The organism is Massilia sp. Soil_C_3, from assembly GCF_057657035.1.
The window spans coordinates 1-20,134 of the sequence record NZ_JBDGJG010000010.1 but is presented as its reverse complement, the minus strand read 5'-3'; the positions used below and the strand labels follow the sequence as shown (position 1 = coordinate 20,134).

The window sequence follows — 20,134 nt, the reverse complement described above, 5'->3', positions numbered from 1 at the left end:
TGAAATGAATCACGGCAGGCGATCCCTGCTCGGCATGGTCATGCTGGGCGCGATGGAACCGCTATTCGCGGCGATGCCGCTGACGTCCGGCGGCGCAGCGTCTTCGCTCGACGCCGAGCTGGCCGCCATCGTCAATGACTCCTCCTTCCCGCTGGCCAGCCTGTCGGTGGTGGCGCTGCGCGCGGGCCGGCCGGTGTACGAAGGCGCGTTCGGACGCCGCACCATCGGCAACGGCGCCCTGCCCGACCGTCCGGCCACGCCAGACACCTTGTACCGAATCGCCTCGATCTCGAAACTGGTCACCACGCTCGGCCTGATGCGCTTGCTGGAAGACGGCAAGCTCGATCTCGATGCCGACGTCTCGGGCTACCTCGGTTTCGATTTGCGCAATCCGCATTTCGCCACCCAGGCGATCACCCTGCGCCACCTGCTGCTGCATACCTCCTCGCTGCGCGACGACAGCGGCTACTTCTGGCCAGCCACCACGGCGCTGAAGGACGTGCGGCCCGCCTGGTCGCGCCATGCCGGGCCCGACGGCGCCTATTACACCTATTGCAACCTGGGCTTCGGCCTGATCGGCACAATCATGGAGCGCGTGACAGGCGAACGCTTCGACCGCCTGATGACGCGCCTGCTGCTGCAGCCGCTCGGCCTGCAGGCCGGCTACAACCCGTCCGAACTGCCGCAGGCGGCGCAGGACCGGCTGGCGACCATCTACCGCAAGCGCGCGGTGGACAGCGACACCTGGAATCCCGACGGGCCCTGGGTCGCGCAGGTCGACGCGCCCGGCATCCAGCCGCCGCCGGGCCTGGCCGGCTACGTGCCGGGCACGAACGCCACGCCATTCAGCCCCACCGGCGGCCTGCGCATCTCGGCGCGCGATCTTGGCGTGATCATGCGCATGCTGATGGCGGGCGGCGTCCATGATGGCAAGCGCCTGCTGCGCGCGGCGACGATCGAGCGGATGTTCGCGCGCCACTGGGCCTACGATGGCGTCGGCGGCAACGGCAACCCGCTGGGCAGCATCCTCAGCCCGCGCGGCCTGGGCAACGCCCATTATCCCGACCGTCCCGGGATGTGGCTCACGCCTGGCTTGGACGCGGTGGGCCACCTGGGCGACGCCTATGGCCTGCGTTCGGTCTTCGCCATGGACCGCGCCAGTAGCAACGGCATCGTGCTGCTGGCCGGCGGCAGCGCGCGCGATCCGGCGACCGATCCTGGCCGCGACTCGTCGCTAGCGCGCTACGAGGAGCGCGTGCTGGCGGCTGTCTACCGGCGCGCCATCCTCGGCCAATCTGCCTGAACGGCCCCGCAAATGCATGCATATCTGCCGGTTATGACTGTTCGCCCACCATTCATTGGCGGGCCGTCCAACCAGCCTCTAAGCTCTTCAACCCTATTTGAACAAACGAGTCTGGCATGCAGCACATCATCGTGATCGGCGGCGGCGTCGTCGGCCTGGCATCGGCCTGGTGGCTGGTGGAAGCTGGCTACGGCGTCACCCTGCTCGAGCGCGCGCCGGAAGTCGGCAGCGGCGCCAGCTACGGCAATGGCGGCCAGCTCAGCTACCGCTACGTCTCGCCGCTGGCCGACGAAGGCATTCCGAAGAAGGCCGTCAAATGGCTGTTCCAGGCCGACGGCCCGCTGCGCTTCAAGCCGGAGGCCGACCTGCGCCAGTACCGCTGGCTGGCCAGCTTCCTGGCCCACTGCCGCGCCGACGTCAACCGCCGCACCACGGCCAAGCTGCTCGAGCTGGGAGAGTGCTCGCGCCGCGCGATGCAGCAGCTCGAACTGGCGGTGCCGCCCGAATCCTTCCACTGGCGCGACGCCGGCAAGCTGGTGGTCTACCGCTCGCGCGAGGTGTTCGCGGCGGCGACAGAAAAACCTGGCGCCGGCCAGGTCTGGACGCCCGAGGAATGCGGCGCGCGCGAACCGGCGCTGGCGGCCAGCCAGCACCTGCTGGCCGGCGGCATCTACAACGCCGGCGAGGCGGTGGCCGACTGCCACGCCTTCTGCCTGGCCCTGGCCGAGCGCCTGCGCGCACATCCGCGCTTTCGCGGCTTCGTCCATGGCGAAGCGACCGGACTGTACGCCGAGCGTGCACGCATCCGTGGCGTCGAGACGGACGGCGGCCTGCTCACGGCGGACGCCTACGTGCTGGCGGCCGGGATCCAGAGCCGCGACCTGGCCGAATCGATCGGCATCCACCTGCCGCTGTATCCGCTCAAGGGCTACAGCCTCTCCGCCCCTATCCGCCAGGACGACGTGGCGCCCGAGATCAGCGTCACCGACTTCGAACGCAAGGTGCTGTATGCGCGCATCGGCGACCGGCTGCGGGTGGCGGCCATGGTCGACATGGTGGGCGAAGACCTGCGCCACGATCCGAAGCGGGTCGAAGGCCTGACGCGCCAGGTGCGCGAGACCATGCCGCGCGCGGCGGATTATTCGCAGGTATCGGTGTGGGCGGGATTGCGGCCGGCGACGCCGAGCAGCGCGCCGATCATCGGCGCGACCCGGTATGACAATCTGTGGCTGAACGTCGGGCACGGCCCGCTGGGGTTTACCTTTGCCTGCGGGACGGCGGCGGTGCTGGCCGACCTGGTGCAGGGGAAGGCGCCGCCGTTCGGGTTGGATGGGTTGACGCTACGTCAATAAAGCCAGATTGCCTTTTCACTAATGGGGTGAACCCTCATGCGCCCCGCATGACCGGCGTGAGAGAAATCGCGGATAATTGCCGCCATGTCCACCCGCCCCACCTCTCCCTGCCCCTGCGGCGGCCCCGCGTTCGAGCGATGCTGCAGTCCTTACCTGGCCGGCGCGGCCCTGCCGCCGACCGCCGAAACCCTGATGCGCTCGCGGTATACCGCATTCACGCTCAAGGATGAGCCGTATCTGGTTGCCACCTGGCATCCCAGCACCCGCCCGCAGGAAGCGATCATCGACGAGTCCGAGCCCATGCGCTGGCTTGGACTCGAGATAAAAACTGCTTTACGTTTACGTCAACGTAAAGCAGAATTGCCGGACGATCCAGAGCAAGACCCGAACCGTGACACCGTCGAATTCGTCGCCCGCTTCAAGATCGGCGGCCGTGCGCACCGCCTGCACGAAGTCAGCCGCTTCGTGCGCGAGCCCGGCCCGGATGGCGCGCTTCGCTGGTTCTACCTGGACGGCAGTTTCCCTGACAAGAAGTAGCGCCGCGAGGCGGACGATAGAAGAGACGAAAGCAGAGGACGGCACATGCCCCAGATCGAGAGCAAACTGAACCCGCGCGGCGAGGACTTCAAGACCAATGCCGCAGCGATGCAGGCAGTGGTGGACGACTTGCGCGCGCGCGTTGCGCAACTGGCCCAGGGCGGTGGTGAAGCCGCCTGCGCCAAGCACCTTGCGCGCGGCAAGCTGCTGCCGCGCGAGCGCGTCGAACACCTGCTCGATCCGGGCACGCCCTTCCTCGAATTCTCGCAACTGGCCGCCTATGAGATGTACGACGGCGCCGCCCCCAGCGCCGGCATCATTACCGGCATCGGCCGCGTGGCCGGCCAGGAATGCGTGATCGTCTGTAACGATGCCACCGTCAAGGGCGGCACCTACTACCCGATGACGGTCAAGAAGCACCTGCGCGCGCAGGAGATCGCCGAGCAGAACAACCTGCCCTGCATCTATCTGGTCGACTCGGGCGGCGCCAACCTGCCGAACCAGGACGACGTGTTCCCCGACCGCGACCACTTCGGCCGCATCTTCTATAACCAGGCCAATCTGTCGGCCAAGGGCATCCCCCAGATCGCCGTGGTGATGGGCTCCTGCACCGCCGGCGGCGCCTACGTGCCGGCGATGAGCGACGAGTCGATCATCGTCAAGGAACAGGGCACGATCTTCCTCGGCGGCCCTCCCCTGGTGAAGGCCGCGACCGGCGAAGTGGTCAGCGCCGAAGACCTGGGCGGCGGCGACGTCCACACCCGCCTGTCGGGCGTGGCCGATCACCTGGCCCAGAACGATCCGCACGCACTGGCGCTGGCGCGCACCATTGTCTCGAACCTGAACCGGGTCAAGCCGGTGCAGGGCGCGCTGCGTGACAGCGTCGAGCCGAAATATGCGCCCGAGGAGCTGTATGGCGTGATTCCGGTCGATACCCGCAAGCCGTTCGACGTGCGCGAAGTGATCGCGCGCGTGGTGGATAACAGCGAGTTCGACGAGTTCAAGGCCCGTTATGGCACCACGCTGGTGTGCGGCTTCGCCCATATCTACGGCATGAAGGTCGGCATCATCGCCAACAACGGCATCCTGTTCTCCGAGTCCGCCTTGAAAGGCGCCCACTTCATCGAACTGTGCTGCCAGCGCAAGATCCCGCTCGTCTTCCTGCAAAACATCACCGGCTTCATGGTCGGCCGCAAGTACGAAAACGAGGGCATCGCCCGCAACGGCGCCAAGATGGTCACCGCAGTGGCCACTGCCGCGGTGCCGAAATTCACCGTCATCATCGGCGGCTCCTTCGGCGCCGGCAACTACGGCATGTGCGGCCGCGCTTTCTCGCCGCGCTTCCTGTGGATGTGGCCGAACGCGCGCATCTCGGTGATGGGCGGAGATCAAGCGGCGTCGGTGCTGGCCACCGTCAAGCGCGACGGCATTGAAGGCAAGGGCGGCCAGTGGTCGCCTGAAGAAGAAGCCGCGTTCAAGCAGCCGATCAAGGACCAGTACGAGCACCAGGGCCACCCGTATTACGCCAGCGCGCGCCTGTGGGACGACGGCGTGATCGACCCGCGCGACACCCGCATGGTGCTGGGCCTGGGCCTGTCCGCAGCGATGAACAAGCCGATCGAGGACACCAAGTTCGGCGTGTTCCGCATGTAAGGGAGCGATGAATATGGACTATCAAACCCTCACCATCGCGATCGCCGACAAGGTCGCCACCGTCACCCTGAACCGCCCCGAGCTGCGCAACGCCTTCAACGAGCACGCGATCGCCGAACTGGCGCTGGCCTTCGATGAACTGGGCGGGAGCGACACGGTGCGCGCCATCGTCCTGGCCGCGAACGGCCCATCCTTCTGCGCCGGCGCGGACCTGAACTGGATGAAGAAGATGGCCGCCTACTCGCATGAAGAAAACCAGGAAGACGCGCTGCGCCTGGCCGATATGCTGCGTACCATCTACCTGTGTCCGAAGCCGACGGTCGCCAAGGTGCAGGGCGACTGCTACGCCGGCGGCATGGGCCTGGTGGCCGCCTGCGACATCGTCGTCGCCGTCGATACCGCCGGTTTTTGCCTGTCCGAAGTGAAGCTCGGCCTGATTCCGGCTACCATCTCGCCTTACGTGATCAAGGCCATGGGCGAGCAAGCCTCGCGCCGCTACTTCGTGACCGCCGAACGTTTCGACGCGGCGGAAGCGCGCCGCATCGGTTTCGCGCATGAAGTCGTGGCCGCCGACGCGCTGGACGCGACCGTCGCCGGCATCGCCCGTGCCCTGGTCAACAACAGCCCGAACGCCGTGAAGGAAGCCAAGGCGCTGGTGCGCGACATCGTCGGCAAACCGGTCGACGATGCGCTGCTGGCGGACACCGCCGGCCGCATCGCCGCCATCCGCGCCTCATTGGAAGGGCGGGAAGGCGTGGCTTCCTTCCTTGAAAAACGCAAGCCGACATGGCTGCAATCGTAGATATATTGGAAACCTGAAGTGACTCAATCGACCTCCTCCGAGTGGATCGCGCGCAGCCTGCGCAGCGTATGGCATCCCTGCACGCAAATGCAGCACCACGAGGAGGTGCCGCTGATCGCGGTCAGCCATGGCAAGGGTCCGTGGCTGTATGACTATGACGGCAAGCGCTACCTGGATGGCATCAGCTCGTGGTGGGTCAATATGTTCGGCCATGCGAACCCGCGCATCAACGCCGCGCTGAAAGACCAGCTGGACAAGCTCGAACACGCGATGCTGGCAGGTTTCACGCATGCGCCGGTCGTCGAGCTGGCCGAGCGCCTGTCGAAGCTGACCGGCCACGCGCTGGGCCACGCCACCTTCGCCTCGGACGGCGCTTCCGCGGTCGAGATCGCGATGAAGATGAGCTTCCACGCCTGGCGCAACGCCGGCAAGCAAGCCAAACAGGAATTCGTCTGCCTGCAGGGCAGCTACCACGGCGAGACCATCGGCGCGCTGTCGGTCACCGACGTCCCGCTGTTCAAGGATGCCTATGGCCCGCTGCTGCGCGCTTCGCACGTGGTGAGCGCACCGGATGCGCGCAATGCGGCGGAAGGCGAAACCGCCCAGGACGTGGCGCGCCGCGCGATCCTGGAAGTAAAAGACTTGTTCGAGCAACGCGGCGAAAGAATAGCCGCCATCATCGTCGAACCGCTGGTGCAATGCGCGACCGGCATGGCGATGTACGACCCGCTCTACCTCAAATTGCTGCGCGACCTGTGCGACCAGCACCATGTGCACCTGATCGCCGACGAGATCGCGGTCGGCTGCGGCCGCACCGGCACCTTCTTCGCCTGCGAACAGGCGTCGATCTGGCCCGACTTCATGTGCCTGTCGAAAGGCATCAGCGGCGGCTACCTGCCGCTGTCGCTGGTGCTCACCCGCGACGACATCTACCAGGCCTTCTACAGCGAAGACATCACGCGCGGCTTCCTGCACTCGCACTCGTACACCGGCAATCCGCTGGCCTGCCGCGCAGCGCTGGCCACGCTCGATATCTTCGAGGAAGACGATGTCTTGAACCGCAACCGCGAACTGGCGACCAAAATGACCATCGCGCTGGCGCCGCTGGCAGAACATGAACGCGCGCGCCATTTCCGCCAGCGCGGCATGATCTTCGCGTTCGACGCCATCGAACCGGACAAGGATCGCGCCTCGACCTTCTCGCGCCGCTTCTTCTCCACCGCGGTCGAGCACGAACTGCTGCTGCGCCCGATCGGCCGCACCGTCTACCTGATGCCGCCGTACGTGCTGGACGACGAGGACGTCGCAGGCCTGGCCGCGCGCACGCTCAAGACCTTCGAGTCGGTGATTCGGCCATGAACCTGATCGCCGCCATCGACCGCAAGCTCGACGCGCTCGCCGCCCACAGCCTGGTGCGCAAGCGCCGCGTGACCGACGGCGCCTGCGCGCCGCGCCAGATCGTCGACGGTCGCGAGCTGCTGGCCTTCTGCAGCAACGACTATCTCGGCCTGGCCGCGCACCCGCAAGTGATCGCGGCCCTGCAAGAGGGCGCGGCGCTGCATGGCGCGGGTAGCGGCGCCTCGCACCTGGTGTCGGGCCACGGCCGCGCGCATCACGTGCTGGAAGAGCGCCTGGCCGAGTGGATGGCGCCGCACCTGGAACAGGCGCGCGCGCTCACGCTGTGCACCGGCTATATGGCCAACCTGGCGATCCTGACCGCGCTGGGCCTGGATGCCGACGCGACGATCTTTTCCGAAGAGCTGAACCATGCCTCGCTGATCGACGGCGCCCGCCTGGCCAAGGCCGGCGTCACGGTCTATCCGCATGGCGACGTCGAGGCGCTCGAAGCGCAACTGATGGCCAGCAGCGCCGCCACCAAGATCGTCGTCACCGACAGCGTCTTTTCCATGGACGGCAACCTGGCCCCGCTGCCTGGCTTGCTGGCCGCCTGTGAACGCCACGGCGCCTGGCTGGTGGTCGACGATGCCCACGGCTTCGGCGTGCTGGGGGCGAACGGCCGCGGCGCGCTCGAACACTTTGGCCTCTGCTCGCCCAACCTGGTGTATATGGGAACGCTCGGCAAGGCGGCCGGTGTCGGCGGCGCCTTCGTCGCCGCGCACGCCAGCGTGATCGAATTGCTGGTGCAGCGCGCCCGTCCCTACATCTACACCACGGCCTGTCCGCCGGCTCTTGCGCACGCCCTGCTCGCCAGCCTTGATATCATTGGCGGCGCCGAAGGCGAAACACGACGCGCTCACCTGGCAGGGCTGGTCAAGCAATTGCGCGAATCGCTGGATTTCCAACGTTGGAAACTGGTCGAGTCGCACACCGCGATCCAGCCCGTCATCATCGGCAGCAACGACGACGCGCTGCGCGCCTCCGCCGCCCTGCATGAACAGGGCCTGTGGGTGCCGGCGATCCGCCCGCCAACCGTGGCGCCGGGCACGGCGCGCCTGCGTGTGACCCTGTCGGCCGCCCACGGCATCGACGACGTCGCGCAACTGGCGCAGGCGCTCAACAGACTGGAAAAGGCCTCATGAAAAACCTGAACGAGACGGACGACCCGATCGCCGCACCGCCGCCGGTGCTGCCGGAGGTCGAGCTCGACGAACCGACGCTGGAGCCGGAGCTCGAGGCACGCGCCATCGATGGCCTGCCTTCGCGCTTCGCCTGCTTCGTCACCGGCACCGACACCGAGATCGGCAAGACCCTGGTCTCGAGCGCCATCCTGCACAAGCTCACCGCCAGCGGCGTGCGCGCCTGCGGCATGAAGCCGGTGGCGGCCGGCGCCGAACTGCGCGATGGCGAACTGCATAACGACGACGCCGACATGCTGTTCAAAGCGGGTAACGTGCACCTGCCGGCCTCGATCACCACGCCGTATATGCTGCGCGAACCGGCGGCGCCGCACATCGCCGCCGCGCTGGAGAACGTCACCATCGAATCGGCGCCGATCATCGCCGCCTTCGCCGAGATCCAGGCCGCGTCCGACGCGGTCGTGGTCGAGGGCGTGGGCGGCTTCCGGGTGCCGTTCAACGACAACTTCGACAGCGCCGACCTGGCTGCGCAACTGAACCTGCCGGTGATCCTGGTGGTCGGCATGCGGCTGGGCTGCATCAGCCACGCCCTGCTCACGGTCGAAGCGATCGTGGCGCGCGGCCTGGTGCTGGCCGGCTGGGTCGCCAACACGGCCGATCCCGATATGAGTTTCGAGCAAGAGAACATCGAGGCGCTGGCACAGCGTATCCCGGCGCCGCTGCTGGGCCGCGTGCCACGCCTGCAAACACCGACGGCCGCCGCGGCGGCCGAATTCATCGATCTCGCTGGACTGCCAGGATGGCCGTCCACGCGGGGCAAGTCCTGAAGGAACCACTATGTCCGATATGAATACCATCGCCCTGCACCGCCCGACGGCCGCCATCAAGCCTGCGGAAAATGCCACCTGGCCGCTGGCCGACGTGCTGGCGCTGTTCGAGCTGCCGTTCCCCGAACTGATGCACCGGGCCTCGACCCTGCATCGCGAATACTTCCCGGACGGCGACGTCGAACTGGCGACCCTGCTGTCGATCAAGACCGGCGGCTGCGAGGAAGACTGCGGCTACTGCCCGCAGGCGGCGCGCTACGACACCGGCGTCGAAGCCAAGAAGATCCTCGACATCGACACCGTGCTGGATGCGGCGCGCGCGGCGAAAGCCAGCGGTGCGACGCGCTTCTGCATGGGTGCAGCATGGCGCAGCCCGAAAGAGCGCGACATGGAAAAGGTCGAGACCATGGTGCGCGAAGTGAAGGCGCTGGGCATGGAGACCTGCGCCACGCTGGGCATGCTCGAAGCCGGCCAGGCCGAGCAGCTCAAGAAGGCGGGCCTGGACTACTACAACCACAATATCGATACCGCGCCGGACTTCTACAACAACGTCATTTCGACCCGCGAATACCAGGACCGCCTGGATACGCTGGGCCGCGTGCGCGAAGCGGGCCTGAAGGTCTGCTGCGGCGGCATCGTCGGCATGGGCGAGACGCGCGAGCAGCGCGCCGGCCTGATCGCCCAGCTGGCCAACCTGAATCCGTATCCGGAATCGGTGCCGGTCAACCACCTGGTGCAGGTGGCGGGCACGCCGCTGCACGGCATGGAGAAGCTGGACCCGATCGAATTCGTGCGCACCATTGCGGTCGCGCGCATCACCATGCCGCAAGCGCGCGTGCGCCTGTCGGCGGGCCGCCGCGAGCTGGGCGAGGCAGTGCAGGCAATGTGCTTCATGGCCGGCGCCAACTCGATCTTCTACGGCGACAAGCTGCTCACCACCGACAACCCGGAAGCCGACGACGACCGCGTGCTGCTCGAAAAGCTGGGCCTCAAGACCCGCGCCGCCACGCTCGATTCGGTGCAGAAGGAAGCTTGCGGGTGCTGATGCACCACCACGTCGTTCCCGCGCAGGCGGGAACCCAAGTTTGCCAGCGCAGCGGCTACGTTTGATACGGCTGGCGCGCAACTGACTTGGGTTCCCGCCCGCGCGGGAACGACGAGAGATCAAGCGGTAACGATGCACAGCGGCTGGGGAGACACAGCCGCAGCAATCTCCGAACAACCATAAGCGAAAGATAAAGCGCATGTTCACCAAGATCCTCATCGCCAACCGTGGCGAAATCGCCTGCCGTGTCGCCGCCACCGCGCGCCGCATGGGTATTCGTACCGTCGCCGTGTATTCCGAGGCCGACGCCGGCGCCAAGCACGTCGCGGTGTGCGATGAGGCGGTCCTGATCGGCCCCGCGGCCGCCAAGGACAGCTATCTTCGTGGCAGCAAGATCATCGAGGTGGCCAAGGCCACCGGCGCCCAGGCGATCCATCCGGGCTATGGTTTCCTGTCCGAGAACGCCGAGTTCGCGGATGCAGTGCAGGCCGCCGGCCTCGTGTTCATCGGCCCGCCGGCCTCCTCGATGCGCGCGATGGGATCGAAGTCGGCCGCCAAGCAGCTGATGGAGAGCGCCAACGTGCCGCTGGTGCCGGGCTACCATGGCGACGAGCAGGATCCTGGTTTTCTCCGTCAGCAGGCCGACCGCATCGGCTACCCGGTGCTGCTCAAGGCCAGCGCCGGCGGCGGCGGCAAGGGCATGCGCGTGGTCGAGCGCTCGGAAGATGTCGAGGCCGCGCTGGCCTCGTGCAAGCGCGAAGCGATCTCCAGCTTCGGCGACGACAAGGTGCTGGTCGAGAAGTACCTGATCCGCCCGCGCCACATCGAGATCCAGGTCTTCGCCGACAGCCTGGGCGGTTGCGTCTACCTGCACGAGCGCGACTGCTCGGTGCAGCGCCGCCACCAGAAAGTGCTGGAAGAAGCGCCTGCGCCGAATATGCCGGCGGACCGCCGAGCCGCGATGGGCGAAGCCGCGGTGAACGCCGCGCGCGCCGTCGGCTACGTCGGCGCCGGCACGGTGGAATTCATCGCCAACCAGGACGGCTCGTTCTACTTCATGGAGATGAACACCCGCCTGCAGGTCGAGCATCCGGTGACCGAGATGATCACCGGGACCGACCTGGTCGAATGGCAGTTGCGCGTCGCCTTTGGCGAGCCGCTGCCGAAGAAGCAGCATGAGCTGGCCATCCACGGCCACGCGATCGAGGCACGCGTATATGCCGAGAATCCAGAGAAGGGTTTCCTGCCGTCGATCGGCACCTTGCGCCATATGGACGTGCCGCAGGCGGTGGCGTTCGAGCTCGGCGCGGATGGAATGAATCCTGCCGCCGTGCGCGTGGATTCCGGCGTGCGCGAAGGGGACGCGATCTCCCCATTCTACGATCCGATGATCGCCAAGCTGATCGTCTGGGGCTTTGATCGCACCCAGGCGCTGGCGCGCATGTCGCAGGCCCTTGCCGAGTTCCGCATCGTCGGCTTGGCCACCAATATCGCCTTCCTGAAACGCCTGGTCGAAGGCGAGGCATTCTCGAGCGCCGATCTCGATACTGGTTTGATCGAACGCAATCAATCCTCACTTTTCCCGCCTGCGGCCCCGGCCCCGCTCGGTGCGCTGGCGCTGGCCGCGCTCGCCCTCCTTGAGGCCGAAACCGTGCACGGCGCCGCCAACGACGCCGACCCATGGAGCCAGGCGCGCGGCTGGCGCATGAATGGCGACTACCGCCGCGTGCTTTCCTTGAGCGACGAGTACGGCGAGTACCGTGTCGGTCTGACTTACCGCAATAGTGGGTGGGAAATTGACCTTGATAAGCAGCGCCAACGCATCGAATTAGTATCGCAGAACGATGCCGAGCTGGCCCTGCGCCTGGGCGAGACCGCCCTGCACGGCTGTGTGCGCCGCGACGGCGACGCGTTCCACGTGTTTACAGGTGGCCGCCATCACACCCTGACGTACAATGACCCGATGGCACATGCCGGCGAGATTGAATCGGCCGGCGGTCGCCTGACGGCGCCCATGCCGGGCAAGGTGGTCGCGGTGCTGGCCCAGTCCGGCAAGGACGTGAAAAAGGGCGAGCCGCTGGTGATCATGGAAGCGATGAAGATGGAACACACGATTTCCGCGCCGAGCGACGGCCTGGTGGAAGAAGTGCTGTACGAGGTCGGCGACCAGGTGGCCGATGGCGCGCCGCTGCTGGCTTTCAAGGCGGCATAGACAGACACCTACAAGAACCACCCTGACAAAAACGAGGGGGAGATATGCGCATTGTCCTGTACCGGGGCGATGGCGTCATCGAGCCATGGGAGCGCGAGTTCTCGGCCATGATGCCAGGCGTCGAAACGGTCACCTGGAAGGAGGGCCAGTTGCTGGCCCCCTGCGATTACGCGGTATTGTGGAACCCTGCGCCCGGCCTGCTGGCGCAGCTGGACGAGGTCAAGGCGATCTTCCTGATGGGCGCCGGCGTCGACGCCGTACTCAAGTTCGGCGAAACGCTGCCGCGCGTGCCGCTGGTGCGCCTGGGCGACGCCGGCATGGGCGTGCAGATGGCCGAGTACGTGGCGCACGCCGTGCTGCGCTACTTCAGGCGCTTCGACGAATACGAACAGCAGGCGCGCCACGGCGCCTGGAACCCGCTGCCCCAGTATCCGAAAGAGACGTTCACGATCGGCGTCATGGGCCTGGGCAGGCTCGGCATGCCGGTGGTCGAGGCGATGCGCCATTTCGGCTTCCCGGTGCGCGGCTGGAGCCGCAGCCCCAAGGACATCCCCGGCGTGCCGACCTATGCCGGCATGGAGCAGCTCGACGACTTTTTGCATGGCACGCGCGTGCTGGTCTGCCTGCTGCCGCTGACTGCGGACACGACCAACCTGCTCGACCGCCACCGGCTGGGCAAGCTGGCGCCCGGCGCCTACCTGATCAACGTCTCGCGCGGCGCCATCCTGGCCGAGCCCGACCTGATGACCCTGATCCGCTCGGGGCATATCGCCGGCGCCACGCTCGACGTGTTCCGCCACGAGCCGCTGCCGGCCCCGCATCCGTTCTGGAACGAACCGCGCATCGCCCTCACCCCGCACATCTCGGCGCTCACCATGCGCCTCGACGCCGTGCGCCAGATCGCCGACAAGATTGGCGCCCTGGAAGACGGCCAACGGGTCGACGACCTGGTCGACCGCCAACTTGGATATTGATATGACCCACCAGCCCGACCTGCCTGCGAAAGTAAAAATCGTCGAAGTCGGCCCGCGCGACGGCCTGCAGAACGAGAAGGAAGCGCTGAGCGCCGACGTGAAGGTCGACCTGGTCGAGCGCCTGGCGCGCGCCGGCTTCGTCAACGTGGAAGCGGCGGCCTTCGTCTCGCCCAAATGGGTGCCGCAGATGGCGACCAGCGCCGAGGTGCTGGCGCGCATCGAGCGCCGCCCCGGCACCATCTATTCGGCGCTGGTGCCGAATATGCAGGGCTTCGAGGCCGCGCTGGCCGGCGGGGCCGACGAGGTGGTCGTGTTCGGCGCGGCCTCCGAAGCCTTCTCACAAAAGAACATCAACTGCTCGATCGCCCAGTCGATCGCCCGCTTCGAGCCGGTGGCGCGCGCGGCGAAAGAACAGGGCCTGCGCCTGCGCGGCTCGATCAGCACGGCCTTCGGCTGCCCCTACCAGGGCGAGGTGCCGCTCGATGCCGTCGGCGACGTGGTGGCGCGCATGCGCGACCTGGGCTGCGACGAGATCGACATCGCCGACACCATCGGCGTCTCGACCGCGCGCAAGACGCAGGCCGTAATGCTGCGCGCGGCGCGGGAGTTCCCGATCGCGCAACTGGCCGGCCACTTCCACGACACCTACGGCCAGGCGCTGGCCAACATCTATGCAGCGATGGAGGTCGGCGTGGCGATCTTCCACTCCTCGGTGGCCGGCCTGGGCGGCTGCCCCTATGCCAAGGGCGCAACCGGCAACGTGGCGACCGAGGACGTGCTGTACCTGATGCAGGGCCTGGGCATCGAGACCGGCGTCGATCTCGACCAGGTGGTCGATGCCGGCCTGTTCATTTCGCAGCAACTGGGCCGCAAGAGCATCAGTCGCGCCGGGAATGCGATCGCGGCCAAGCGCGCCGGATGAATCGTCGGGGTGGACGACACCCCACAACGAAAAAAGCCGACAACTCACGTTGTCGGCTTTTCTCTTAATGCTGGTCGGAGTACAAGGATTCGAACCTTGGACCCCCTGGTCCCAAACCAGGTGCGCTACCGGGCTGCGCTACACTCCGAAGAAGCGAGATAATATCGGTTTCGCGTGACCTCGTCAAGTTTCCGTTGCAAAATAGCGATCGGGTAGTTTTCTAAAGTTAAGTTGAGGTATGTATGTCATGCATATGGCTCTAAGCTTTGGCGACCCGGTCAGCCTGCAACGAGGCAACCGGCGCATCGTCATCGGTGTTGCGGTATCGATCGCGGTGCACGCATTATTCCTGCTGGCATACCGGAACACGACGTTCAAGACCATGGAGATCGGGCCGGCCGAGCCAACGGTGCTCTCCGTCATGATCGCCCCTCCCGCGCCGCCACCGCCCGAGGAAATCGCTCGTCCCGCAGCGCCAGCCCCGAGCGCCCCGACCGCGCCGCGCACGACCCGCCCAACGCCACCGCAAGCCGTGATCGCAGTCCCGGAAAGCGCAAACGCCGCCCCCGATCCATTCGTCGTGCAACAGGAAGAAACCGTTGATCCGGCGCCGAAGTTCGACATGAACGCGGCGCGCGAGACGGCGCGCGCGAATGCCCACCTGCGCGACCCGTCGAAGGAAGGCACGGCGCTGGCGCAATTCCCCGAGCCGGCGCTGCAGACCGAATCGAAGCTGGCGCGCGGCATCCGCGAAGCCAAGCGGCCCGATTGCAAGGACGGCATTCCTGGCGGACTGCTGGCGCCGATTTACTTATTGATGGAGAAAAAGGATTCGGGGTGCAAGTGGTGACCCGTCATTCGCCTTTGATCTGCAAGGCCCGGTCATACAGGGCATTCTTCTTGCGCCCCGTGATCTGCGCCGTCAAATTCGCAGCCTGCTTGACGCTGCACTCGCTCAGCAGGATCTGCAAAATGCGCTCGGCCTCGGCATCCTCTGCATCGCTGGCCTCGACCGCCCCCGCCACCAGCACCACGAACTCCCCGCGCTCCCGGTGCTGGTCGGCCTTGACCCACTCCAGCGCATCCTTCAATTCGCAGCGGTGCACTTCCTCGAACATCTTGCTCAGCTCGCGGGCGAACACCACCTGCCGGGTCGGCTCGAAGGCCGCCGCCAGCGCCTCGACGCAATCGACGATGCGGTGCGGCGCCTCATAGAACACGAGGGTCGAGGTCTCGCGCGCCAACGGCGCCAGCGCCGTCTCGCGGCCCTTGGCCTTGGCCGGCAAAAAGCCGACGAAGTGGAAGCGGTCGTTCACCAGGCCGCTGGCCGACAGCGCCGCGATCGCGGCCGAGGGGCCGGGCAACGGCACCACGTTCAGGCCGGCGGTGCGCACCGCGTCGACGATGCGCGCGCCGGGATCGGACACGCCCGGCGTGCCGGCGTCGGACACCAGCGCCACGCGCTGTCCGGCGCGCAGGCGCTCGACGATCTTGTCGGCCACCTCGCGCTCGTTGTGCTGGTGCGCGGCGATGGTCGGCTGGGAGAGGCCGAAGCGCTGCAGCAGCGCGCCGGTCTTGCGCGTGTCCTCGCAGGCGACCACGTCGGCGAGCGCCAGCAGGTGTAAAGCACGCAGGGTGATGTCAGTGACGTTGCCGATCGGAGTAGCCACGACGTACAGCGTTGCGGTAGGATAGGACTGCTGGGCCGCCTCGCCCATGACGGGAAGTCGGGCGATGTCGATGGTCTGCTGATCTGTCATAAAGGGTTCCGATGCTGAAGAAAAAAAATCTACCGGGCTTGCTCGCGGCCGCCGTACTTACACTATTAGCGGGCTGCGGCAGCACGCCATTGCCTCCCGATACCGGTTGCGGCATGCCGGGCGGCGTGTGCAGTGCCGGGACACCGGTAACAAATGCGCCGCCGCCGGCGCCAGCTTACACGCCGCCGCCGCGTCCTGAAAGTGGTGTGCAAACCAATCCGGTCGAACTGCCACCGAGCGCCGACGGCAGCCCGCGTGCGGCGCTCGCGCCTTCGTCGGCGCCCTATAGCGGCCCGGCCGTGCGCGTGGCGCTGCTGCTGCCGCTCGAATCGCAGGCGCTGGCCCAGCCGGCCGAGGCGGTACGCGCCGGCTTCATGGCCGCCCATGAACAGCAGCGCGAGGGCGTCACCGTCAACCTGGTGCCCACCGGCGACTCGGCGCAGGCGGCGCTCGACGCCTACCGCAGTGCGGCCGAACAGAACGATATCGTGGTCGGCCCGCTGGCGCGTTCCGCCGTGGCGTCGCTGGCCACCAGCGGCGCGGTCAGCAAGCCGACCATCGCCCTGAACCACCCGCAAGTCAATTCCCCGCTGCCGCGCCAGATGCTGGTCATCGGCCTGTCGCTCGAAGACGAGGCACGCCAGGTCGCCGACTGGGCCGCCAGCGAACAGGCAGGCGGCCAGGCCCTGGTGCTCACCGGCCGCGCCGCCTGGCAGCAACGCCTGGCGGGCGCCTTCAGCCAGCGCTGGGCAGAACTGGGCCGCACGCACGCCACGGTCGAACTGCCGGCCGAAGGCGGCTACGTCGACGGCAATGCGCTTGCCGAGCTGCGCGCCCGCTTGTCGAGCGAACCGCCGCAGTTGGTCTACGCCGCGCTCGACGCCAATGGCCTGCGCCAGGTGCGCATGGCGATCGGCACCTCGCTGCCGACCTATGGCACCGCCTCGGTCAACCCGGGCCTTGACATGTCCAGCGTGCCGGCCGAGCTGGTCGGCGTGCGCTTCCTCGACCTTCCCTGGACCGTGCAGCCCGACCATCCGGCCGTCGCCGGCTATCCGCGCTGGAGCGCCGGCAGCCAGGGTCTCGACCCGCAGCGCCTGTACGCGCTCGGCATCGACGCCTACCGCATCGCCCGCGAACTGGCGCAGCGCCCCTCCGGCTCGTTCGAGCTCGATGGCGCCACCGGCCGCCTGGCGGTGAACATGGGCCAAGGAGAAAGGGCCTTCCGCCGCGTCGAGACCGGCGTCGTGGTGCGCGACAACGGCCCGACCGAACAAATCCTCACCGACGACGCCGGCGGCGACAGCGTCCCGCCACCGCGCCGCGTGTTCGAACCGGTCGCGACCGGTTTATGACATGTGGCCCTTACGCCTGTCCAGAAGGCAGGCCCAGGGCCAGCAATGGGAACGCGCCGCACTCGACTACCTGAAACGCCATAAACTGTCCCGGGTCGAAGAGAATTTTCGCTGCAAAGGCGGCGAGATCGACCTGATCATGCGCGATGGCGCAACCCTGGTGTTCGTCGAGGTGCGCCAGCGCGCCGACCGCGACCACGGCGGCGCCGCCGCCAGCATCACCCCTGCCAAGATCCGCCGCCTGGTCTGTGCGGCACAAGTCTATCTGTTGCGTTTTCCCGTCACTCCGCCCTGCCGTTTCGACCTGGTCGCCATCGATGGCGAGCAAATTGAATGGTTGCGGAACATCATTGAAGTGTAAGCAATTTTTACTGCGCTTGCTCAGGCGGGGTTGCCACTGCACTATAATCCTCGGCTATGAATACTCAACGCATCCTCGCTCACTTCCAGGAGAGCGCCGACCTGAAGATGAAGTCGGCCGCCACCCTGGCTCCTTCCATTTCTGCGGCGGTAGAACTCATGTTCAGCGCCCTCTCCAACGGCAACAAGATCCTGGCCTGCGGCAACGGCGGCTCGGCCGCCGACTGCCAGCACTTCGCGGCCGAGCTGGTCGGTCGTTTCGAGCGCGAGCGCTTCCCGCTGCCGGCGATCGCCCTGACCACCGACACCTCGATCCTGACCGCGGTCGGCAACGACTACAGCTTCAGGGAGATCTTCTCGAAGCAGGTTCAGGCATTCGGCCAGGCGGGCGACATCCTGCTGGCGATTTCGACCTCGGGCAACTCGGCCAATGTGCTGGCCGCGGTCGAGGCGGCCCTGGAGCGCGAGATGCGCATCGTGGCCTTTACCGGCAAGGACGGCGGCGCTCTGGCTAAGCTGCTGACCGACGCCGACGTGCACATCAACGTCCAGCATGCACGCACCGCGCGCATCCAGGAAGTCCATCTGTGCGCCATTCACTGCATCTGCGACGGCATCGACGTCGCGCTGTTCGGAGGAGACGAGAATGCGTAACACCCGCCGGCCCATGGCCGTGCTGTTGACCAAGGTTGTCATGGGCGCCGCCCTGGCGACATCGCTGTCGGGCTGCTTCGGCCTGATCGTCGGCGCGGGCGTGGCCGGCGCCGTGTCCACGGTCGACCGCCGCACCCTGGGCGCCCAGACCGAGGACAAGTCGATCACGGTCAAGGCCGAGCTCGAAATGCGCAAGGTCACCAACGGCGCCGGCAACATCAACGTCACCAGCTTCAACCGCCGCGTGCTGCTGACCGGCGAGGTGCGCGACGAAGCGATGAAGCAGGCGGCCGAGCGCGAAGTGCGCGCGATCGCCAACGTGGTGTCGGTCATCAACGAGCTGCAGGTTTCTGGTTCGTCGAGCTATACCTCGCGCTCCAACGATGCCCTGATCACCACCAAGGTCAAGACCAGCCTGGTCGACATGAAGACCGTGTCGGCGATCTCGTTCAAGGTCACGACCGAACGCGGCGTGGTCTACCTGATGGGCCTCGTCACTCCGCGCGAAGGCAATATCGCCGCGGATGTCGCCAAGGGTGTCTCGGGCGTGACCCGCGTGGTGAAGATCTTTGAATACATCAGCGAAGAAGATGCGCGCGTGCGTCAGAACAGCCCCGCGCAGGCTTCGCTGGACTAAAAAAGACCGTCATCAGCCCACAAGAAGCGGCAGGACTATAATGGTCCTGCCGTTTTTTTATATCGATCGACCATGACCGCTCCCACGCATTCATCCGCTACCCGTTCCTGGTTCAAGCCCGCCGCCATCGGCGCCGTGGTACTCGCCCTGGCCGGCATCGGCTACGCCTCGTTCAGCAGCACGACACAGGCGCCGGACGTCACCTTCATCAGCATCGCCGGTGAAAAGATCAGCACCCAATCCTTGCGCGGCAAGGTCGTAATGGTCAACTTCTGGGCCACTTCCTGCGTCACCTGCGTCAAGGAGATGCCGGAGATGGTCGCGACCTATAACAAGTACAAGGACCAGGGCCTGGAATTCGTCGCGGTCGCGATGCAGTACGACCGCCCCGACTATGTGCTGAACTTCGCCGAGCAGCGCCAGCTGCCGTTCAAGGTGGCGCTGGATTCGGCCGGCGACATCGCGCGCCAGTTCGGCGACGTCACCCTGACCCCGACCACCTTCCTGATCGACAAAGAGGGTCGCATCCTCAAGACCTATGTGGGCGAGCCGGATTTCGCGGCCGTCCACAAGCTGATCGAGAAGGAACTGGCGGGCTGATTCTTTAAGCTTTAGGGTAGAGGATCATCTGGGTGCAGCGGAACAGGGCGATGGTCTTGCCGCTGGCCTGGTCGGTGACGGTCGCATCCCACACCTGCGTGGTGCGGCCCAGGTGCACCGCGGTGGCGGTGCAGGCCAGCATGCCTTCGCGTGCGGTGCCCAGGTGGTTCGATTTCAGTTCGATGGTGGTGAAGTTCTGGGCGCCTTCCGGCAGGTTGCTGACGCAGCCATAGCCGGCGCAGGTGTCGGCCAGCGTCACCACGCTGCCGGCGTGCAGGTAGCCATTGGGCGCCAGCAGCTGCGGCTCGACCTTCATCTCGGCCGACAGCTTGCCGGGGCTGACTTCGGTGATGCGGATGCCCAGGTGGCCAGGGAAGAACTTGGCGCCGAACTCGTTGAAGGCTTCCGGGGTGTACTTGGTATTCACGTGTGTCTCGATGTTGTTGTAAAAAACGGCATCCTACACCGGGAGTGGGCGTGTGTTTTGAGTGTAGCGTCTATTCTTGCGAACTTAGGTTCCCGCCTGCTGAACTGCCACAAGAAAGTCGGACAGCTATTGTCCACTTTCGAGGGGTAGATGGTTAAACGCACGAAGCAGTTCAAA

The 20,134-nt window shown here is 66.4% G+C and carries 20 protein-coding genes and 1 tRNA gene; 18 read left to right on the top strand and 3 right to left on the bottom strand.

Annotated features, from left to right (window positions below; genetic code table 11):
* Nucleotides 1-4 precede the first annotated feature (4 nt).
* From AC3A6F_RS20535 to AC3A6F_RS20480, 12 genes are all read left to right on the top strand, one after another.
* On the top strand, nt 5-1,303 hold the full coding sequence (locus AC3A6F_RS20535; protein WP_487684248.1) for a serine hydrolase domain-containing protein: 1,299 nt from the start codon (nt 5-7) through the stop codon (nt 1,301-1,303).
* A gap of 116 nt (nt 1,304-1,419) precedes the next feature.
* Nucleotides 1,420-2,655, top strand: coding sequence for a D-amino acid dehydrogenase (locus AC3A6F_RS20530; RefSeq protein ID WP_487684245.1), 1,236 nt, complete (start codon nt 1,420-1,422; stop codon nt 2,653-2,655).
* An 84-nt stretch (nt 2,656-2,739) separates the two neighbouring features.
* Nucleotides 2,740-3,192, top strand: coding sequence for a YchJ family protein (locus AC3A6F_RS20525; protein WP_487684241.1), 453 nt, complete (start codon nt 2,740-2,742; stop codon nt 3,190-3,192).
* Nucleotides 3,193-3,237: 45 nt separating this feature from the next.
* Nucleotides 3,238-4,845, top strand: coding sequence for a carboxyl transferase domain-containing protein (locus AC3A6F_RS20520; protein ID WP_487684238.1), 1,608 nt, complete (start codon nt 3,238-3,240; stop codon nt 4,843-4,845).
* A 13-nt stretch (nt 4,846-4,858) separates the two neighbouring features.
* Nucleotides 4,859-5,647, top strand: a complete 789-nt coding sequence (locus AC3A6F_RS20515; protein WP_487684235.1) for an enoyl-CoA hydratase/isomerase family protein — start codon at nt 4,859-4,861, stop codon at nt 5,645-5,647.
* An 18-nt stretch (nt 5,648-5,665) separates the two neighbouring features.
* Entirely contained in the window at nt 5,666-7,006 is a 1,341-nt protein-coding gene (gene bioA, locus AC3A6F_RS20510; protein WP_487684232.1) for an adenosylmethionine--8-amino-7-oxononanoate transaminase, read from the top strand.
* A complete protein-coding gene (bioF, locus tag AC3A6F_RS20505) occupies nt 7,003-8,187 on the top strand; it encodes an 8-amino-7-oxononanoate synthase (RefSeq protein ID WP_487684229.1) in 1,185 nt (394 codons plus the stop codon). The genes bioA and bioF overlap by 4 nt, the downstream gene beginning before the upstream one ends.
* A complete protein-coding gene (gene bioD / locus AC3A6F_RS20500) occupies nt 8,184-9,011 on the top strand; it encodes a dethiobiotin synthase (protein ID WP_487684226.1) in 828 nt (275 codons plus the stop codon). The genes bioF and bioD overlap by 4 nt, the downstream gene beginning before the upstream one ends.
* A gap of 19 nt (nt 9,012-9,030) precedes the next feature.
* Nucleotides 9,031-10,056, top strand: a complete 1,026-nt coding sequence (gene bioB / locus AC3A6F_RS20495) for a biotin synthase BioB (protein ID WP_487684695.1) — start codon at nt 9,031-9,033, stop codon at nt 10,054-10,056.
* 199 nt (nt 10,057-10,255) lie between these two features.
* Nucleotides 10,256-12,268: an acetyl/propionyl/methylcrotonyl-CoA carboxylase subunit alpha gene (locus AC3A6F_RS20490; RefSeq protein ID WP_487684223.1), complete on the top strand. Its 2,013-nt coding sequence runs from the start codon at nt 10,256-10,258 to the stop codon at nt 12,266-12,268.
* Between the two features lie 44 nt (nt 12,269-12,312).
* The gene (locus AC3A6F_RS20485) at nt 12,313-13,242 is read left to right on the top strand and encodes a 2-hydroxyacid dehydrogenase (RefSeq protein ID WP_487684220.1); all 930 of its coding nucleotides are present in this window, start codon (nt 12,313-12,315) and stop codon (nt 13,240-13,242) included.
* A gap of 1 nt (nt 13,243) precedes the next feature.
* On the top strand, nt 13,244-14,164 hold the full coding sequence (locus tag AC3A6F_RS20480) for a hydroxymethylglutaryl-CoA lyase (protein ID WP_487684217.1): 921 nt from the start codon (nt 13,244-13,246) through the stop codon (nt 14,162-14,164).
* A 71-nt stretch (nt 14,165-14,235) separates the two neighbouring features.
* Here the strand turns inward: AC3A6F_RS20480 and AC3A6F_RS20475 are convergent.
* Nucleotides 14,236-14,312 (bottom strand) — tRNA-Pro (locus tag AC3A6F_RS20475).
* 99 nt (nt 14,313-14,411) lie between these two features.
* Between AC3A6F_RS20475 and AC3A6F_RS20470 the strand changes: the two genes are divergently transcribed.
* Nucleotides 14,412-15,014: a hypothetical protein gene (locus tag AC3A6F_RS20470; RefSeq protein ID WP_487684214.1), complete on the top strand. Its 603-nt coding sequence runs from the start codon at nt 14,412-14,414 to the stop codon at nt 15,012-15,014.
* 4 nt (nt 15,015-15,018) lie between these two features.
* Here AC3A6F_RS20470 and rsmI read toward each other — a convergent pair whose 3' ends face one another.
* Entirely contained in the window at nt 15,019-15,924 is a 906-nt protein-coding gene (gene rsmI / locus AC3A6F_RS20465; protein WP_487684211.1) for a 16S rRNA (cytidine(1402)-2'-O)-methyltransferase, read from the bottom strand.
* 206 nt (nt 15,925-16,130) lie between these two features.
* Between rsmI and AC3A6F_RS20460 the strand changes: the two genes are divergently transcribed.
* The 5 genes from AC3A6F_RS20460 (at nt 16,131) to AC3A6F_RS20440 (ending at nt 19,530) form a co-directional block, all read left to right on the top strand.
* Entirely contained in the window at nt 16,131-17,279 is a 1,149-nt protein-coding gene (locus AC3A6F_RS20460) for a penicillin-binding protein activator (RefSeq protein WP_487684208.1), read from the top strand.
* Nucleotide 17,280: 1 nt separating this feature from the next.
* Nucleotides 17,281-17,640 carry a YraN family protein gene (locus tag AC3A6F_RS20455; protein ID WP_487684205.1) on the top strand — a complete coding sequence of 120 codons (360 nt, stop codon included), beginning with the start codon at nt 17,281-17,283 and terminating at the stop codon, nt 17,638-17,640.
* 56 nt (nt 17,641-17,696) lie between these two features.
* Nucleotides 17,697-18,293, top strand: coding sequence for a phosphoheptose isomerase (locus AC3A6F_RS20450; protein ID WP_320474628.1), 597 nt, complete (start codon nt 17,697-17,699; stop codon nt 18,291-18,293).
* A complete protein-coding gene (locus AC3A6F_RS20445; RefSeq protein WP_123068421.1) occupies nt 18,286-18,930 on the top strand; it encodes a BON domain-containing protein in 645 nt (214 codons plus the stop codon). The genes AC3A6F_RS20450 and AC3A6F_RS20445 overlap by 8 nt, the downstream gene beginning before the upstream one ends.
* 72 nt (nt 18,931-19,002) lie before the next feature.
* A complete protein-coding gene (locus tag AC3A6F_RS20440; protein WP_487684201.1) occupies nt 19,003-19,530 on the top strand; it encodes a TlpA disulfide reductase family protein in 528 nt (175 codons plus the stop codon).
* A gap of 4 nt (nt 19,531-19,534) precedes the next feature.
* On the opposite strand, the gene AC3A6F_RS20435 is transcribed toward AC3A6F_RS20440, so the two are convergent.
* On the bottom strand, nt 19,535-19,957 hold the full coding sequence (locus tag AC3A6F_RS20435; RefSeq protein WP_487684198.1) for a PaaI family thioesterase: 423 nt from the start codon (nt 19,955-19,957) through the stop codon (nt 19,535-19,537).
* Between the last annotated feature and the right edge of the window lie 177 nt (nt 19,958-20,134).

Excerpts from the sequence above, each read along its gene's own strand:
- rsmI (WP_487684211.1), bottom strand. The coding sequence starts at position 15,924 with ATGACAGATCAGCAGACCATCGACATCGCCCGACTTCCCGTCATGGGC.
- AC3A6F_RS20450 (WP_320474628.1), top strand. The coding sequence starts at position 17,697 with ATGAATACTCAACGCATCCTCGCTCACTTCCAGGAGAGCGCCGACCTG.
- bioD (WP_487684226.1), top strand. The coding sequence starts at position 8,184 with ATGAAAAACCTGAACGAGACGGACGACCCGATCGCCGCACCGCCGCCG.
- AC3A6F_RS20515 (WP_487684235.1), top strand. The coding sequence starts at position 4,859 with ATGGACTATCAAACCCTCACCATCGCGATCGCCGACAAGGTCGCCACC.
- AC3A6F_RS20455 (WP_487684205.1), top strand. The coding sequence starts at position 17,281 with ATGTGGCCCTTACGCCTGTCCAGAAGGCAGGCCCAGGGCCAGCAATGG.
- AC3A6F_RS20535 (WP_487684248.1), top strand. The coding sequence starts at position 5 with ATGAATCACGGCAGGCGATCCCTGCTCGGCATGGTCATGCTGGGCGCG.
- AC3A6F_RS20520 (WP_487684238.1), top strand. The coding sequence starts at position 3,238 with ATGCCCCAGATCGAGAGCAAACTGAACCCGCGCGGCGAGGACTTCAAG.
- bioF (WP_487684229.1), top strand. The coding sequence starts at position 7,003 with ATGAACCTGATCGCCGCCATCGACCGCAAGCTCGACGCGCTCGCCGCC.
- AC3A6F_RS20485 (WP_487684220.1), top strand. The coding sequence starts at position 12,313 with ATGCGCATTGTCCTGTACCGGGGCGATGGCGTCATCGAGCCATGGGAG.
- AC3A6F_RS20525 (WP_487684241.1), top strand. The coding sequence starts at position 2,740 with ATGTCCACCCGCCCCACCTCTCCCTGCCCCTGCGGCGGCCCCGCGTTC.
- AC3A6F_RS20445 (WP_123068421.1), top strand. The coding sequence starts at position 18,286 with ATGCGTAACACCCGCCGGCCCATGGCCGTGCTGTTGACCAAGGTTGTC.
- AC3A6F_RS20490 (WP_487684223.1), top strand. The coding sequence starts at position 10,256 with ATGTTCACCAAGATCCTCATCGCCAACCGTGGCGAAATCGCCTGCCGT.
- AC3A6F_RS20530 (WP_487684245.1), top strand. The coding sequence starts at position 1,420 with ATGCAGCACATCATCGTGATCGGCGGCGGCGTCGTCGGCCTGGCATCG.
- bioB (WP_487684695.1), top strand. The coding sequence starts at position 9,031 with ATGAATACCATCGCCCTGCACCGCCCGACGGCCGCCATCAAGCCTGCG.
- AC3A6F_RS20470 (WP_487684214.1), top strand. The coding sequence starts at position 14,412 with ATGCATATGGCTCTAAGCTTTGGCGACCCGGTCAGCCTGCAACGAGGC.
- AC3A6F_RS20440 (WP_487684201.1), top strand. The coding sequence starts at position 19,003 with ATGACCGCTCCCACGCATTCATCCGCTACCCGTTCCTGGTTCAAGCCC.
- AC3A6F_RS20480 (WP_487684217.1), top strand. The coding sequence starts at position 13,244 with ATGACCCACCAGCCCGACCTGCCTGCGAAAGTAAAAATCGTCGAAGTC.